The 15,298-nt window shown below is 72.4% G+C and carries 16 protein-coding genes; 12 read left to right on the plus strand and 4 right to left on the minus strand.

Going from position 1 to position 15,298, the window contains the following annotated elements; all coding sequences use genetic code 11:
- The first annotated feature begins 51 nt into the window (after positions 1-51).
- The 4 genes from ACFZAM_RS22675 (at position 52) to ACFZAM_RS22690 (ending at position 3,628) form a co-directional block, all read left to right on the plus strand.
- Positions 52-696 carry a lactate utilization protein C gene (locus ACFZAM_RS22675; protein ID WP_355338774.1) on the plus strand — a complete coding sequence of 215 codons (645 nt, stop codon included), beginning with the start codon at positions 52-54 and terminating at the stop codon, positions 694-696.
- Positions 697-822: 126 nt separating this feature from the next.
- Positions 823-1,662 (plus strand): molybdate ABC transporter substrate-binding protein, encoded by an 840-nt coding sequence (gene modA / locus ACFZAM_RS22680; protein ID WP_391048691.1) that lies wholly within the window; start codon positions 823-825, stop codon positions 1,660-1,662.
- Entirely contained in the window at positions 1,659-2,519 is an 861-nt protein-coding gene (locus ACFZAM_RS22685) for an ABC transporter permease (protein WP_391048694.1), read from the plus strand. Before modA ends, ACFZAM_RS22685 begins: the two co-directional genes overlap by 4 nt.
- Entirely contained in the window at positions 2,516-3,628 is a 1,113-nt protein-coding gene (locus ACFZAM_RS22690; RefSeq protein ID WP_391048697.1) for an ATP-binding cassette domain-containing protein, read from the plus strand. The genes ACFZAM_RS22685 and ACFZAM_RS22690 overlap by 4 nt, the downstream gene beginning before the upstream one ends.
- 43 nt (positions 3,629-3,671) lie before the next feature.
- Here the strand turns inward: ACFZAM_RS22690 and ACFZAM_RS22695 are convergent, their stop codons facing one another.
- Together ACFZAM_RS22695 and ACFZAM_RS22700 are read right to left on the minus strand one after the other, a co-directional pair.
- A complete protein-coding gene (locus tag ACFZAM_RS22695; RefSeq protein WP_355338762.1) occupies positions 3,672-3,920 on the minus strand; it encodes a sigma factor in 249 nt (82 codons plus the stop codon).
- 190 nt (positions 3,921-4,110) lie between these two features.
- A complete protein-coding gene (locus ACFZAM_RS22700; RefSeq protein ID WP_355338759.1) occupies positions 4,111-5,355 on the minus strand; it encodes a ThuA domain-containing protein in 1,245 nt (414 codons plus the stop codon).
- Between the two features lie 491 nt (positions 5,356-5,846).
- Here ACFZAM_RS22700 and ACFZAM_RS22705 point away from each other — a divergent pair, with 491 nt between their 5' ends.
- Positions 5,847-6,263, plus strand: coding sequence for a VOC family protein (locus ACFZAM_RS22705; protein WP_391048703.1), 417 nt, complete (start codon positions 5,847-5,849; stop codon positions 6,261-6,263).
- Here ACFZAM_RS22705 and ACFZAM_RS22710 read toward each other — a convergent pair.
- Both ACFZAM_RS22710 and ACFZAM_RS22715 read right to left on the minus strand, forming a co-directional pair.
- A complete protein-coding gene (locus ACFZAM_RS22710) occupies positions 6,238-6,930 on the minus strand; it encodes a helix-turn-helix domain-containing protein (RefSeq protein WP_391048705.1) in 693 nt (230 codons plus the stop codon). The genes ACFZAM_RS22705 and ACFZAM_RS22710 overlap by 26 nt on opposite strands.
- 54 nt (positions 6,931-6,984) lie before the next feature.
- Positions 6,985-8,232, minus strand: a complete 1,248-nt coding sequence (locus ACFZAM_RS22715; protein WP_391048707.1) for a YhjD/YihY/BrkB family envelope integrity protein — start codon at positions 8,230-8,232, stop codon at positions 6,985-6,987.
- 18 nt (positions 8,233-8,250) lie between these two features.
- On the opposite strand from ACFZAM_RS22715, the gene ACFZAM_RS22720 reads away from it, so the two are divergent.
- The 7 genes from ACFZAM_RS22720 (at position 8,251) to ACFZAM_RS22750 (ending at position 15,298) form a co-directional block, all read left to right on the plus strand.
- The gene (locus ACFZAM_RS22720) at positions 8,251-9,888 is read left to right on the plus strand and encodes an acyl-CoA dehydrogenase family protein (protein WP_355338747.1); all 1,638 of its coding nucleotides are present in this window, start codon (positions 8,251-8,253) and stop codon (positions 9,886-9,888) included.
- Between the two features lie 383 nt (positions 9,889-10,271).
- Positions 10,272-11,549: a GAF domain-containing protein gene (locus ACFZAM_RS22725; protein ID WP_391048710.1), complete on the plus strand. Its 1,278-nt coding sequence runs from the start codon at positions 10,272-10,274 to the stop codon at positions 11,547-11,549.
- Between the two features lie 229 nt (positions 11,550-11,778).
- On the plus strand, positions 11,779-12,330 hold the full coding sequence (locus ACFZAM_RS22730; RefSeq protein ID WP_391048713.1) for a GNAT family N-acetyltransferase: 552 nt from the start codon (positions 11,779-11,781) through the stop codon (positions 12,328-12,330).
- Positions 12,331-12,457: 127 nt separating this feature from the next.
- A complete protein-coding gene (locus tag ACFZAM_RS22735; RefSeq protein ID WP_355338823.1) occupies positions 12,458-12,541 on the plus strand; it encodes a putative leader peptide in 84 nt (27 codons plus the stop codon).
- Between the two features lie 155 nt (positions 12,542-12,696).
- Positions 12,697-14,421 carry a nitrite/sulfite reductase gene (locus ACFZAM_RS22740; RefSeq protein WP_391048716.1) on the plus strand — a complete coding sequence of 575 codons (1,725 nt, stop codon included), beginning with the start codon at positions 12,697-12,699 and terminating at the stop codon, positions 14,419-14,421.
- The gene (locus tag ACFZAM_RS22745; protein WP_355338738.1) at positions 14,418-14,597 is read left to right on the plus strand and encodes a hypothetical protein; all 180 of its coding nucleotides are present in this window, start codon (positions 14,418-14,420) and stop codon (positions 14,595-14,597) included. The genes ACFZAM_RS22740 and ACFZAM_RS22745 overlap by 4 nt, the downstream gene beginning before the upstream one ends.
- The gene (locus ACFZAM_RS22750) at positions 14,594-15,298 is read left to right on the plus strand and encodes a phosphoadenylyl-sulfate reductase (protein ID WP_355338735.1); all 705 of its coding nucleotides are present in this window, start codon (positions 14,594-14,596) and stop codon (positions 15,296-15,298) included. Before ACFZAM_RS22745 ends, ACFZAM_RS22750 begins: the two co-directional genes overlap by 4 nt.

Genomic DNA, 15,298 nt, shown 5'->3' on the forward strand with positions numbered 1-15,298 from the left:
GTGGCAGAAAAACCAACCAGCCAACCACCCCCAGACCAAGGAGAACGGCCAGTGACCTCCCGCGACACCGTCCTCACCCGCATCCGCAACGCCCTCGCGGACGTCCCCCGCGACGACCGCCCGCACGACACCCCCCTCACCAGGGACTACCTGCACACCCACGCCGACCGCACCCCGCAGGAGACCGCGACCCTGCTCGCGGAGAACCTCACCGACTACCGGGCCCACGTCCACCACACGGACGAGACCGGACTGCCCGCGACCGTCGCCCGCCTGATCGCCGAGCACGGCAGCCGCAGCGTCGTCACCCCGCAGGGCCTGCCCGCGCACTGGCTCGACGCGATCGGCCCGGACACCGAGCGGCACACCGACCGGCCCGAGCAGACCACCTACGACCTCGACGCGATCGACACCGTGATCACCGGCTGCGCGCTGGCCATCGCCGAGACCGGCACCATCGTGCTCGACACCTCCCCCGACCAGGGCCGCCGCCGGATCACCCTCGTCCCCGACCACCACATCTGCGTCATCACCCCCGCGCAGATCGTCGCCTCGGTCCCCCAGGCCCTCCCCCGCCTGGACCCCACCCGGCCTCAGACCTGGATCTCAGGCCCCTCCGCCACCAGCGACATCGAACTCGACCGCGTCGAAGGCGTCCACGGCCCCCGCACCCTGGACGTCATCATGGTTGTGTGATCGCACAAACGAGGCGGACAGCTGGATCATGCGGCTTATGCAATGCGCCAGGAGACTTATCCCTCGCAGGTGCGTCACTATGATCGTCACAATGACCTGGTGCGCGGCAGAGAGAGAGTTCCTGTGATGATCCGTACCGAACGGCGCCGCGGCATGGTGGCGGCCGTCGGCGGCGCCGCCGTACTGCTGGCGCTCACTGCCTGCTCGTCCTCGGACAAGGGTTCCGACGCCTCGTCGTCGTCCCCCTCCGCCTCGTCCTCCGCTTCCGCGTCGGCGACCACGCCGAAGGTCACCGGTTCCGTGACCGTGTTCGCGGCGGCGTCGCTGAAGGAGTCCTTCACGACGCTCGGCAAGCAGTTCGAGGCCGCGTACCCCGGCACGAAGGTGACGTTCAACTTCGGCGGCAGCGACGTGCTCGCGGCCAGCATCACCTCGGGCGCGCCCGCTGACGTCTTCGCGGCGGCCAGTACGAAGACGATGAAGATCGTCACCGACGCCAAGGACGCGGCGGGCGCTCCCGCCCCCTTCGTGCGCAACCAGTTGGAGATCGCGACGCTGCCCGGCAACCCGGACAAGATCGCGTCGCTGAAGGACCTGACGAAGTCCGGCCTCAAGGTCGCGCTGTGCGCGAAGACGGTGCCGTGCGGGGCCGCCGCGCAGACGGCGCTGACCGACAGCGGGCTGAAGCTGACGCCGGTCAGTTACGAGCAGGACGTGAAGGCCGCGCTGACGAAGGTGGAGCTGAAGGAGGTCGACGCGGCGGTGGTCTACAAGACCGACGTGAAGGCCGCGGGCGGCAAGGTGCAGGGCGTGGACTTCCCCGAGTCGGCGAAGGCGATCAACACGTACCCGATCGTGGAGCTGAAGAACGCGCCCAACGGGACGGCCGCGCAGGCGTTCATCGCGCTGGTGCGGTCCGCCGAGGGCCAGAAGGCGCTCACCGGGGCGGGCTTCCTCAACCCGTGACCGGTCAGGAGCGGTGGGGCGCCGCGGCCGGTCCGGGACTTCCCGGGCACCGGCCGCGGCGCCGCTTCGTGCGCAGCCGCGGCGGTGTCCCGCTGCCGTTGCTGCTGCCCGCGCTGATCGCGCTCGTCTTTCTGCTGCTGCCGCTGCTGGCGCTGCTGATCCGGGCGCCGTGGCGGAGCCTGCCGTCGCAGCTCACCAGTTCCGAGGTGTGGACGGCGCTGCGGCTGTCGTTGGAGACCGCGACCACGGCGACCGCCGTGTCGCTGGTGTTCGGGGTCCCGCTGGCGTGGCTGCTGGCCCGTACGACGTTTCCCGGCCGCGGTCTGGTGCGCTCGTTGGTGACGCTGCCGCTGGTGCTGCCGCCGGTGGTCGGCGGTGTGGCGCTGCTGCTGGCGCTGGGGCGCAACGGTGTGGTGGGGCGCTGGCTCGACTCGGCGTTCGGCGTCACGCTGCCGTTCACGACGGCCGGTGTGGTGGTGGCGGAGACGTTCGTGGCGATGCCGTTCCTGGTGATCACCGTCGAGGGGACGCTGCGGGCGGCCGACACGCGGTTCGAGGAGGCGGCGGCGACGCTGGGCGCCTCGCGGTTCACCGCCTTCCGCCGGGTCACCCTGCCGATGATCGCACCGGGTGTCGCGGCGGGCGCGGTGCTGGCCTGGGCCAGGGCGCTGGGCGAGTTCGGCGCGACCATCACCTTCGCGGGCAGTTTCCCCGGCCGTACGCAGACGATGCCGCTGGCGGTGTATCTGGCGCTCCAGGACGATCCGGCCGCCGCCATCGCGCTCAGCCTCGTCCTGCTCGCGGTCTCCGTCGCGGTCCTCGCCGGGCTGCGCGAACGCTGGACGGCCGCGTCATGAGACTCGACAAGGGTGACGGGCCCGACGTGCGGGGCGCCGAGGACGCCGACGGCCTCGACGCGCGTCTCGTCCTGGACCGCGGCACCTTCCGGCTGGACGTACGGCTGTCGGTGCCGCCCGGCGAGGTGCTGGCGCTGCTCGGTCCGAACGGCGCGGGCAAGACCACCGCGCTGCGTACGCTGGCCGGTCTCGCCCCGCTGTCCGGCGGCCATCTGCGGCTCGACGGGCGGACGCTGGAGGAACCGGCGGTACGGCGGCGGGTGCCGGCCGAGGACCGGCCGGTCGGAGTGATCTTCCAGGACTATCTGCTCTTCCCGCATCTGACGGCGCTGGACAACGTCGCCTTCGGGCCGCGCTGCCACGGCGCGTCCAAGGCGGACGCGCGGGCGCGGGCGGCGGATCTGCTGGACCGGATGGGGCTCGCGGACCACGCGGGCGTCAAGCCGCGGCGGCTGTCCGGCGGGCAGGCCCAACGCGTGGCGCTGGCCAGGGCGTTGGCGACCGGGCCGCGGCTGCTGCTGCTCGACGAGCCGCTGGCGGCGCTGGACGCCCGCGCGCGGCTGGACGTACGGGCGGAGCTGCGCCGCCATCTGGCCGCGTTCGAGGCGGTGGCGGTGCTGGTGACGCACGACCCGCTGGACGCGATGGTGCTGGCCGACCGGCTGGTGGTGATCGAGCACGGGCGGGTGGTGCAGGAGGGCACGCCCGCGGAGATCGCCCGGCGTCCGCGTACGGACTACATCGCGCGGCTGGTCGGGCTCAATCTCTACCGGGGCGAGGCCGAGGGACATACGGTCCGGCTCGGTCCGGAGCTGACCGTGACCGCCACGGAGGAGCTGACGGGGCCCGCCTTCGTGGCCTTCCCGCCGAGCGCGGTCACGCTCTCCACCGACCGGCCGGACTCCAGCGCGCGCAACACCTGGCGGGCCAGGATCTGCGGCCTGGAGTCGCACGGCGACCAGATCCGTGTCGCCCTCACCGGAAGCGCCGACGAACTGCCGCTGACCGCCGACCTGACGGCGGTGTCCGTGGCCGAACTGGGCCTGCACGAGGGCGCGCAGGTGTGGGCGACGGTCAAGGCGGCCCAGACGCACGCCTATCCCGCGTGAGCCGGCCGGCCGGCGGGGCTCAGCGGTACCGACGCGGCGGCCCTCAGCGGGAGTTCGGCGGCGAGCCGGCCCCCGGTGTCACGGCCAGCAGATTGCGGGCGATGGTCAGCAGATAGGCGCGGACGGTGGCGCTGCCCGGCTCGATCCGGCCGAGGTGCAGCCAGGCGCGCAGCAGCGTCTCGTGGGCCACGTCCTCGGCCTGCGCGCGGTCGCGCACGTGGCCGAGGGCGAACGACACCAGCATCTCGTAGTGCTCGGTGTGCTGCCCGGTTTCGCGTTCTTCCGGTGTCACCGGTCGTCCCCTCCCCCGGGGGCGGCGCACGCCGCAACCCCTGTGGGAGTAATACGCGACCGGCGCGCGCCGCGTTCATCCGGGGTGGGTGTGGCCTCAGGTGGGCGTGGGGCGTACGAGTACGGAGCCGGGCCGTGGCCCGGCTCCGCTCGGGTGTCGGCCGGCCGCGGAGATCAGCCCGGCCGGGGGATCAACTCGGCAGCGTCCACTGCTGGTTGGCGCCCGTGCCGCAGGTCCAGATCTGGAGCCGGGTGCCGTTGGCGCTGCTGGGCCCCGTCGCGTCCAGGCACTTGCCCGACCCGGCGTTCACCAGCGTGCTCCCGCTGCGCGTCCACTTCTGGGCGGCGCTGCCGTTGCAGTCGTAGAGCTGCACCTTGGTGCCGTTGGCCGTGCCCGCCGAGGTGACGTCCATGCACTTGCCGAGGGCCTTGAGCGTGCCGTCGGAACCGACCGCCCAGGTCTGGGCGCTGGTGCCGTTGCAGTCGTAGAGCTGTACGGCCGCGCCGTTGGTGCTGCTGGCACCCGCGATGTCCACGCACTTGCCGCCGTAGCCGTGGATGGCGCCGGTCGGGCCGCCCTGCGGCGGGGTGACCGGGCCGCTCTGGCCCGCCGCCCAGCGGATCTCCTGGATCAGCAACTGGTTCTGCTGGGCGCTGGCGAAGGTGGACGACAGCGCGGTGTTGGTGTCGTAGTTCATCGCGTTGTGCCCGAAGTTGTTGTAGACCATCTTGTAGTTCTTGTTGGTCCACACGATCGGGTAATAGCCGCTGTACCAGGTCTGGTTGGGGTCGGTCCCGATCGGGAACGTCGACTGGTCCATCGAGGCCAGGATGTCGATGTTCGGGTTCTGCCGCAGGTCGTTCTGCCAGCTATACCACTCGCTGACGGACGAGGCGATCGTGCCGGGCAGGCCCGCGGTGGCCGGGTGGTTCGGGTCCTCGATCTTCAGCGTCTCGGCGGTCGGCCCCCAGGTGTTGGACTTGAAGGTGCCGGTGCCGAGGAAGGTCTGGTGGTACCAGGACCAGCCGTTGGACGACGCGTCGTTGTAGGCCGCGACATGGAAGCCGATCCAGCCGCCGCCGTTGTTCATGTACGTCTGGAACGCGCTCTGCTGGGCCGCGGTCTGCGGGGCGTTGTCGAGGAACATGACCACCTGGTACTGGGCCAGGTTGGCGGTGTTGAGCTGGCTCCAGTCGTTGGTCGAGGTGTACGAGAAGCCGTACTGCGCCGCGTGCTGCGGGAACCACGCGTTCGCTTCGTGGACGAAGTTGATGTGGGCGGCGTCGTACGTGCCGTCGTAGAAGGCGATCACCTTGAAGTCGGCGGCCTGCGCGGTGTGCGCGGGCCCCGCCTGTACCCCGAGCACCACGGCGAACAGCGCGAACAGCCTCAACAGGGTGCGCGACCAGGGTATTTGTGTGCGGGATCTGATCATGTGGGGGACCTTCCTTGTGCGCGACGGTGGGGGACGTGCGCCTGTACCGCGATTGAAAGGTCCAGACTATGTTCATGTCAATGACTCGCGGTCGAATCCTTGACCTAGTAACAGCGTTGACCGGGGGGTGAGTTGTTTTTCGTTCACTTCCTTGACCCAGCCCTTGACGCGGCGGCCCGGTGGGGCGATCCTTCCGAACCAACGGACAAGAAGCTTTCCTTCCACGCACCACCGCATACCTCCCCCTTACCACTGGCCCGTACTCCTCCCCGTCGGGCCCCGTCCGACCCCATCGGCCTCATCCGACCCCATCGGCCTTCATCAGTCCCCATCGGCCTCATCGCATCCTTCGGACCGCGTCGCCCGCGGAGCACGGTGCGCGACCGCGGCGACGCTCACAACCCCGGTGGGGGCCGGGGGGTCGCAGGTCGGGTGCCGGGTGTCCGTTTCGTTCAAGACACCCGGCGCCCGGCCCGCCTAGCGTGAACGGCATGAACGCACCCCTCACGCCCCGTATCGATCTGATCGGCCTCGTCGTCGCGGACATGGCCGCCTCGCTCGCCTTCTACCGGCGCCTGGGCATCGAGCTGCCCGCGGCGGCGGACGCGGAGCCGCACGTCGAGGTCACGCTCCCCGGCGGTCTGCGGCTGGCCTGGGACACCGTGGAGACCGTCCGCTCCTTCGACCCCGACTGGTCGCCCGCCACCGGCTCCCGGATGTCGCTGGCCTTCGACTGCGGCGCCCCCGAGGGCGTGGACGCGGCCTACGCCGAGCTGACCGAGGCCGGGCACACGGGCCACCTCAAGCCGTGGGACGCCTTCTGGGGCCAGCGCTACGCGGCCGTGTACGACCCGGACGGCAACACCGTCGACCTCTTCGCCGCTATGCCGGAGCCGTCGGCTGGATGAGCCGCCCGAGCGGCACGCCCGCGAGCGACTTGACCTCGCGCGAGAGATGGGCCTGGTCGGCGTAGCCCGCGACCGCCGCGACCTGCGCGAACGCGGTGCCCCCGCGGGCCAGCTCCAGCGCCCTTTGCAGCCGCAGCACCCGGCCGAGCGTCTTGGGCCCGTAGCCGAACGCGGCCTCGCAGCGGCGGCGCAACTGCCGCTCCCCCAGGCCCGTCCCGGCCGCGATCGCGCCCACCGGGCGGCCTGCGGCCAGCGCCCTGGCGACGCCGCCCGGGAGGGGATCGACGGGCCCCGCCGCACGGAGCCGCGTCACCGCCCAGGCGTCGAGGACGGCCGCGGCGTCCCGGCCGCCCAGCCGGTCCGCCAGCCGTCCGGCGCGCGCCGCGGGCCACAGCGCGTCCAGCGGCACCCTGCGGTCGCGCAGCTCGCGGGCCGGCACTCCCAGCACCAGCGGGCCGAGCCCCGGCGCGAACCGCAGCCCCGCGTACGAGCCGCCCGGCGGGTCGTCGGCGACGAACGCGCGGGTGTCGGGGCCCGCGACCAGCAGACCGCCGTCGTACCAGATCAGGTCCATGCAGCCGTCGGGCAGCACGCGGTAGGACCCGCCGCCGTTCTCACGGGTCCACACGGTGACGCCCGGCACCGCGGCGGCACGTTCCTCGTACATGCCTCCATGGTGCACCGCGACCCGGCCGCCGGTCCCGCCGAGCCGAGCCGCGCGTCACAGCTCCGGCGGAAAGGGCGGCATCGGCGGCGGGGGCGCGGCGGGCGGCGGAGGCGCGGGCCGGGAGGCCGAGCGGTGCGGGGCCGAGTGCCGGGCGGGCGGGGGCGCCGGAGCCATCGGCGGTACGTCGGGGCGGCGGCGCAGCCGGGACCGCACATCGGCGTGCGGCAGGAATTCCGCCCACCGCTCGGGGTATTCGGCGGGCGGGTCGTCGTCGGGGTCGCCGTCCTCGTCCCCGGCGTACGCGGCCCTGCGGGCGGCGGCCTGCGCGACGACCTCGGCCGCCGCGGCCTCCCGCAGCCTGGCGTTCTCCTCGCGGGCCGCGGCGGTGGCCAGCGACGGCCACACCCGGTCCACGGCCGCGTTGACGGCCGCGCCGACCAGGACGGCGAAGGCGGACACGCCGATCCACAGCAGGACGGCGACCGGTGCGGCCAGCGAGCCGTAGATCGTCGGTCCCTCGACGGTGTGGGTGAGGTAGATGCGCAGGACGAAGCTGCCGACCACCCACATCAGCAGCGCGATCAGCGCGCCGGGCACGTCCTCGTACCAGGCGGAGCGCACCGGCACCGACACGTGGTAGAGCGTGGTGAGGAAGGCGATCGTGGCGAGCAGGACGGCGGGCCAGTACAGCACCGCGACCGCGCCCTCGCCGCCCGGCAGCACGTCGACCACCGCGTCGGGTCCCGCGACGACCAGCGGCAGGACGGCGGCGCCCAGTATCAGCGCGACGACGTACAGCACCAGCGACATCAGCCGGGTCTTGACGATGCCGCGGCGGCCCTCCAGGCCGTACATGATGGTGATGGTGTCCACGAAGACGTTGACCGCGCGGGAGCCCGACCACAGGGCGATCAGGAAGCCGAGCGAGATCAGGTCCGGGCGGCGGCCGTGGAAGACGTCGTCGACCAGGGGTTTGACGAGCTGGTTGACGCCCTTGTCGGAGAGCACGGTGGAGGACGCCGTGAGGATGTTGTGCCGGATGTGGTCGATGGTGTCGAGGCCGATGACGGTGTCGACGTAGCCGAGGGCGCCGACCAGGCCGAGCAGCAGCGGCGGCAGCGACAGCAGGACGAAGAAGGCCGCCTCGGCGGCGAGGCCGGTCACCCGGTACTCCATGCAGGAGTTGACGGTGTCCTTCAGCAGCAGCCAAGCGACCTTGCGCTTGGAGACGTTGCGGTACACCACCCGAGCCCGGCGCCACCTGCTCGGGCGACGATGGCCTCTTTCTTCGGCTGCTTGCACCCCCTTACGTTAGCTGCCATGAGCACCCTCACTCACACGGTGACCAATCAGGCTCCGCCGCTGGTCGGCCATGACGTGTACAGCACCGACAGCGCCCTCGTGGAGGCCGTGGCCCGCCACGCCGATCCGGCCGGGCTCACGGAGATCACGGACGAGTTGAGCGAGCTGGGCAAGGCCGCGGGATCCGCCCAGGCACAGCGCTGGGGCGAGGAGGCGAACACGTACTCGCCCGTGCTGCGCACCCACGACCGCTACGGCAACCGGATCGACGAGGTGGACTTCCACCCCTCGTACCACCGGCTGCTCGGGCACGCGGTCACCGCCGGTCTCACCGACGCCTGGTCGCGGCCCGACGGGCACCTCAGGCGGGCCGCCGGGTTCCTGGTCTGGTCGCAGGTCGACGCCGGGCACGGCTGTCCGGTGTCGATGACGCACGCGGCGGTGCCCGCGCTGCGCACCGACCCGGCGCTGGCCGCCGAGTGGGAGCCGCGGCTCGGGTCGCGGGTCTACGATCCGCAACTGGTCGCGGCCGGCGAGAAGCCGGGCGCGCTGTTCGGAATGGGCATGACGGAGAAGCAGGGCGGCTCCGACGTACGGGCCAACACCACGCACGCCGAGCCGCTGGCGGAGGACGGCGCGTACGCGCTGACCGGGCACAAGTGGTTCTGCTCCGCGCCGATGTCGGACGGCTTCCTCGTCCTGGCGCAGGCGCCGGGAGGGCTGACCTGCTTCCTGCTGCCGCGCGTGCTGCCGGACGGCACCCGTAACGTCTTCGCGATCCAGCGGCTGAAGGACAAGCTCGGCAACCGCTCCAACGCCTCCTCCGAGGTGGAGTTCAGCGGTACGTGGGCGCGGCGGGTCGGCGACGAGGGGCGCGGGGTGGCCACCATCATCGAGATGGTCGCGGCGACCCGTCTCGACTGCGCGCTGGGCTCGGCCGCCCTCATGCGGCAGGCGGTGGCGCAGGCCGTGCACCACGCCACGTACCGCAGCGCCTTCGGCGGGCCGCTGGCCGACAAGCCGCTGATGCGCAACGTGCTGGCGGACCTCGCGCTGGAGTCGGAGGCCGCGACGACCACGGCGCTGCGGCTGGCGGCGGCCTGCGACGCGGACACCGAGCAGGAGCGGCACTTCCGGCGGCTGGCGGTGGCCGTCACCAAGTTCTGGGTCACCAAGCGCTGTCCGGTCGTCGCGGCGGAGGCGCTGGAGTGCCTGGGCGGCAACGGCTACGTGGAGGAGTCCGGCATGCCGCGGATCTTCCGCGAGTCGCCGCTGAACTCGGTGTGGGAGGGCTCGGGGAACGTCCAGGCCCTCGACGTGCTGCGCGTCCTTCAGCGGGAGCCGCTGGCCCTCAACGCCTTCCTGGCCGAGCTGGGGCTGGCCCGCGGGGCCGACCACCGCCTCGACGGCGCCGTCAAGGACCTCCTCGGCGAACTCGCCGACCTCGACGGTGTCGAGACCCGCGCCCGCCGCATCGTCGAGCGCATGGCGCTGGTCCTCCAAGGCACCCTCCTGGTCCGCTTCGCGCCCCCCGAGGTCGCCGACGCCTTCTGCGCCTCCCGCCTCGGCCACGACTGGGGCGCCACCTTCGGCACCCTCCCCCACACCCTGGACCTGTCCTCGATCGTCGACCGCGCCCGCCCGGTCCAGTCCTAGGGCGCGTCCGCGAAGTCCCGTCGCGGCGGAACGGAAAACGGCGCGGCAGCGGCTGTCCCTCCGCTCGCCCCCCGAAGGGGGAGCAGAAAGGTTTCCGCCGCCGCGCCCACGGAGGGTGGCGCCGCGCCGACTCGGCACCACCCCCGGTCTGTTGGGCCGTCAGGCCGACCGTCCCGGCAGCGCGGGCGGGGGGCTGCCGCGCGCCGGTGACGCCGCGTCACTCTCCGTCGAAGTCGCGTACGCTCGCAATGGTTGCAGCCCGTTGCACATGTCGTCAGGCCGTGTGGGGACCTCCGGCGGAGGGGAGGGAAATCGCGACGGCCGGGCCCGTACGGCGGCACCATGGGCAGTGGAAGACGGAGAGCACGCAGGGCGGGGGCGACGTGACACACTTTCCGATCCAGGTCGGCCGGAGGGACGCGATGGACGCCCGCGCGTCCGCGCACCTGCTGGCCTCGGTCCGGGAAGCCACTCTTGCGGGTGATGTGCCGCCGAAGCCGCCGCGGCCGGTGATCGGCGAGTCATGGACACGCGCCCTGAGCCGGGGCCTGGACCCGGACACCGGTCGCAACGACGGGCTGCTGGGCACCGACGAGTTGGAGTACCGGCGGCAGTCCACCCCGCTCGGCGGTCTGCTGCCGCTGCTGCGCGACGGTCTGCACGCGGTCGCGGACGTGGCCGGGCACATCATGATCGTCACCGACCCGGAGGGCCGGGTGCTGTGGCGCGACGGCAGCCTCGCGTCCCGCAAGTCCCTCGCGGACCGGCTGGGCTTCGCCGAGGGCGCGAGCTGGGCCGAGGACGCGGTCGGCACGAACGCGATCGGTACGGCGCTGGTGACCGGCACCCCCCTCCAGGTGCACTCCGCCGAGCACTACGTGCGCAATCTGCACGGCTGGACCTGCGCCGCGGCCCCGCTGCACGATCCGCGCGACGGACGGCTGCTGGGCGTGGTGAATGTGACCGGTCCCGCCTCCACCGCGCACCCGGCGAATCTGTCGCTGGTCTCCGCGGTGGCCAGGGTCGCCGAGGGCGAACTGCGGGCCAGGCACTGGGCGGCGGTCGAGCGGCTGCGGTCGGTGGCCGCGCCGCTGCTGGCCCGGATGGAGGGCCAGGCGCTGGCCGTCGACCCCAACGGCTGGGTGGCCGCGGTGGCCGGGATGGCGCCGCCGGACCGGCTGCAACTGCCCGCGGCCGTCAGCGCCGGGCAGATGTGGCTGCCCTCGCTCGGCCTGTGCTCGGTGGAGCCGCTGCCGGGCGGCTGGCTGGTACGGCTGGGCAGCCGCGAGCGGGCGTCGGGCGCGAGCCAGGTGGTGCTGGACGTGAGCCGTCCGCGCAACTGGATGGTGACGGTGAGCGGCGCGGCCGGGAGCTGGGCGCAGCAGCTCAGTCCGCGCCACGCGGAACTGCTGTTCGTGCTCGCCGTGCACCGCGGCGGCAGGACCGCGGCCGAGCTGGCCGCCGACTTGTTCGGCGATCCGAGCCGTACGGTGACGGTGCGCGCGGAGCTGTCCCGGCTGCGGCGGAATCTGGCGGGCGTGCTGGCGCACCGGCCGTACCGCTTCGCCGACGGGGTGAATGTCGAACTCATCCGTCCGCACCACCCGTTGGACCTCCTCCCGCACTCGCTCGCGCCCGCGGTGCTGGCCGCGCGCCGCTGACCGTACGGCCGCCGGGCGCGGCCGGTCACCGTACGTGTCCGGCCGCATTCGCGTGATGACCATCGAAACGAGTCGGCGGCGCGGCCGTCAAGAGGACGTGTCCGCGCGGTGGGGGCGCGCGGAGCGCGGTACGGGCGCGGGCCGGGGGCGAGATCCGGCCACCGGGTGCCCGGTCGCGGCGTCCGGGGTGGGCCCGGGGCGCGGGGCCGCACCGCCTAGGGTGGGCCGCATGAGTACGCCCGTGACCACCTGGTCCCTCGAACTGACCTCGCCCGACGAGCTGCGGGCCGCGGCCGTGCCGCCCGAGGCGTCGGGTGTCCGGATCGTGCGGTCGCAGGTCCCGTCGGCCGAATTCGGGCGCTTTCTGTATACGGCGGTCGGCGCGGACTGCGCGTGGCGGGACCGGCTGCCGTGGCCGCCGGAGCAGTGGCGGGCGCATCTGGCGCGGCCCGGCACCGAGGTGTGGGTGGCGTACGAATACGGCACCCCCGCGGGTTATGTGGAGCTGGGGGCGCAGGACGCGGGCGTGGTGGAGATCGTGTACTTCGGGCTGCTGCCGGACTCCAGGGGCCGCGGTCTCGGCGGCCATCTGCTGTCCTTCGGCACCGAGCGGGCCTGGGACCTGGGCGACCGCTGGGAGGGAAGGGAACCGACCGAGCGGGTGTGGGTGCACACCTGCTCGCTGGACGGGCCGTACGCGCTGGACAACTACCGGCGGCGCGGCTTCCGGGTGTTCGACACGACGGTCGCCGCTTCCCCGTCCACTCCGCCGGGCGCGTGACCGTCCACGCGCCGGTCGCGCCGGGCGGGGCGTGACCGACGCCACAGTTTCTCACCTGGTGAGATTATCTGGTCCACATAATGGATGGCGGTGGACTCTCCGGAGACCCGCATGCCACGCTTTCGTCATGTCACGCACTGGAATCGCCTTGGTAGGTCGGCCGCACGTCGACTTCTGCCGCGTGTCCAGCGCCATCTGTCCGGCGGTCTGACCGACTTAGCTCCGCTCCCCGCCATCCCCGTCGTCGTGGATGCCCGGGAGTCCCCGGCCGCCCCGCTGTGTTTCACAGCCCTGCGTTTTCCCAGGCCATAGGGTGCTCCCGCGCGTAATCGACCGTATTCGAGCCTGCCCGAAGGACGCATCGCCATGGCTTCCACCCCTGACCTGCCCCAGACTCCGGCCGGAGACGCCGCCGCCGGGGCTGCCGCGTCGCGCCGCAAGGCCGGACGGCACCGCGGTGAGGGCCAGTGGGCCATGGGGCACTTCACGCCGCTCAACGGCAACGAGCAGACCAAGAAGGACGACGACGGTCTCAATGTGCGGACACGCATTGAGACGATCTACTCCAAGGCCGGATTCCAGTCCATCGACGGCGCCGACCTGCGCGGCCGGATGCGCTGGTACGGGCTGTACACGCAGCGCCGCCCCGGGATCGACGGCGGCAGGACCGCCATCCTGGAGCCGGAGGAGCTGGACGACGAGTTCTTCATGATGCGGGTCAGGATCGACGGCGGCCGGCTGACCGTGGCCCAGCTCCGGGTGATCGGCGAGATCTCGCAGGAGTTCGCCCGCGGCACCGCCGACCTCACCGACCGGCAGAACATCCAGTACCACTGGATCCGGATCGAGGACGTACCGGAGATCTGGCGCCGCCTGGAGGCGGTCGGCCTGTCCACCATGGAGGCGTGCGGCGACACGCCCCGCGTCATCCTCGGCTCGCCCGTCGCGGGCATCGCCGAGGACGAGATCATCGACGGCACCACCGCGATCGACGAGATCCACGACCGCTACATCGGCAGCAAGGAATTCTCCAACCTGCCGCGGAAGTTCAAGACCGCGGTCTCCGGCTCGCCGCTGCTGGACGTGGCGCACGAGATCAACGACATCGCCTTCGTCGGCGTCCGGCACCCCGAGCACGGCCCCGGCTTCGACCTGTGGGTCGGCGGCGGGCTGTCCACCAACCCCAAGCTCGGTGTGCGGCTGGGCGCCTGGGTGCCGCTGGACGAGGTGCCCGAGGTGTGGGCGGGCGTCATCGGCATCTTCCGCGACTACGGCTACCGGCGGCTGCGCGCCCGCGCCCGGCTGAAGTTCCTGGTCGCCGACTGGGGTCCGGAGAAGTTCCGCCAGGTGCTCCAGGACGACTACCTCAAGCGCGAGCTGACCGACGGTCCGGCGCCCGACCAGCCGGTGCGGCAGTGGCGCGACCACATCGGCGTGCACCGGCAGCAGGACGGCCGCTTCTACGTCGGCTTCGCCTCGCGGGTCGGCCGGATCGACGGCGCGACGCTGACGAAGATCTCCGAACTGGCCGCCGAGCACGGCTCCGACCGGCTGCGGACCACCGTCGACCAGAAGATGCTCGTCCTGGACGTCGAGGAGTCCCGGGTCGAGTCACTGGTCGCGGGTCTGGAGTCGCTGGACCTCCAGGCCACGCCGTCGCCCTTCCGGCGCGGCACGATGGCCTGCACCGGAATCGAGTTCTGCAAGCTCGCCATCGTGGAGACCAAGGCGCGCGGCGCCTCGCTCATCGACGAACTGGAGCGGCGGCTGCCGGACTTCGACGAGCCGGTCACCATCAACATCAACGGCTGCCCCAACTCCTGCGCCCGTATCCAGGTCGCGGACATCGGTCTCAAGGGACAGCTCGTCACCGACGCCGACGGCGAGCAGGTCGAGGGCTTCCAGGTGCACCTGGGCGGCAGCCTCGGCCTGGAGGCGGGCTTCGGCCGCAAGGTCCGCGGTCTGAAGGTCACTTCGGCGGAGCTGCCGGACTACGTGGAGCGGGTGCTGACCCGCTTCCAGGCCGGTCGCACCGACGGCGAGCGCTTCGCGCAGTGGGCGGCGCGCGCCTCCGCTGAGGAGCTGTCATGAGCGAGCGGGCCGCGCCGTTCTACTGCCCCTACTGCGGGGACGAGGACCTGCGTCCGTCCGAGGAAGGCCACGGCGCGTGGGAATGCCACGCCTGCAATCGCGCATTCACGCTGAAGTTCCTCGGGCTGCTGTCCAGGGGAACGACCGCCAACTCCCCGCATGGAGGCGCCTCGTGACCACCGCACAGCACACCGCCGAGGACTTGCGCACCCTGGCCGAGCAGGCGGGCCGAGACCTGGAGGAGGCGTCCGCGCTCGACGTGCTGCGCTGGGCCGCCGACACCTTCGGGCCGCGGTTCTGCGTCACGTCCTCGATGGAGGACGCCGTGGTCGCGCACCTCGCCTCGCGGGCGCTGCCCGGCGTGGACGTGGTCTTCCTCGACACCGGCTACCACTTCCCCGAGACCATCGGCACGCGGGACGCGGTCGCGGCCGTGATGGACGTCAACGTCATCACGATCAGCCCGCGCCAGACCGTCGCCGAGCAGGACGCCGAGTACGGGCCGAAGCTGCACGACCGCGACCCCGACCGGTGCTGCGCGCTGCGCAAGGTCGCTCCGCTGGAGGAGGGCCTGCGCGGCTACGAGGCGTGGGCGACGGGCCTGCGCCGCGACGAGTCGCCGACCCGGGCCAACACCCCGGTGGTGTCCTGGGACGCCAAGCGGCGGAAGGTCAAGATCGCGCCGATCGCCCGCTGGACGCAGGACGACGTGGAGGCGTACGTCGCCGAGCACGGGGTCCTCACCAACCCGCTGCTGACGGACGGTTACGCCTCGGTGGGCTGCGCGCCGTGCACCCGCCGGGTACTGGAGGGCGAGGACGCCCGCGCCGGCCGCTGGGCGGGCCTGGGCAAGACCGAGTGCGGGATCCACCTGTGA

It is taken from the genome of Streptomyces sp. NPDC008079, assembly GCF_042957385.1.
In the GTDB taxonomy this organism is placed as follows: Bacteria; Actinomycetota; Actinomycetes; order Streptomycetales; family Streptomycetaceae; genus Actinacidiphila.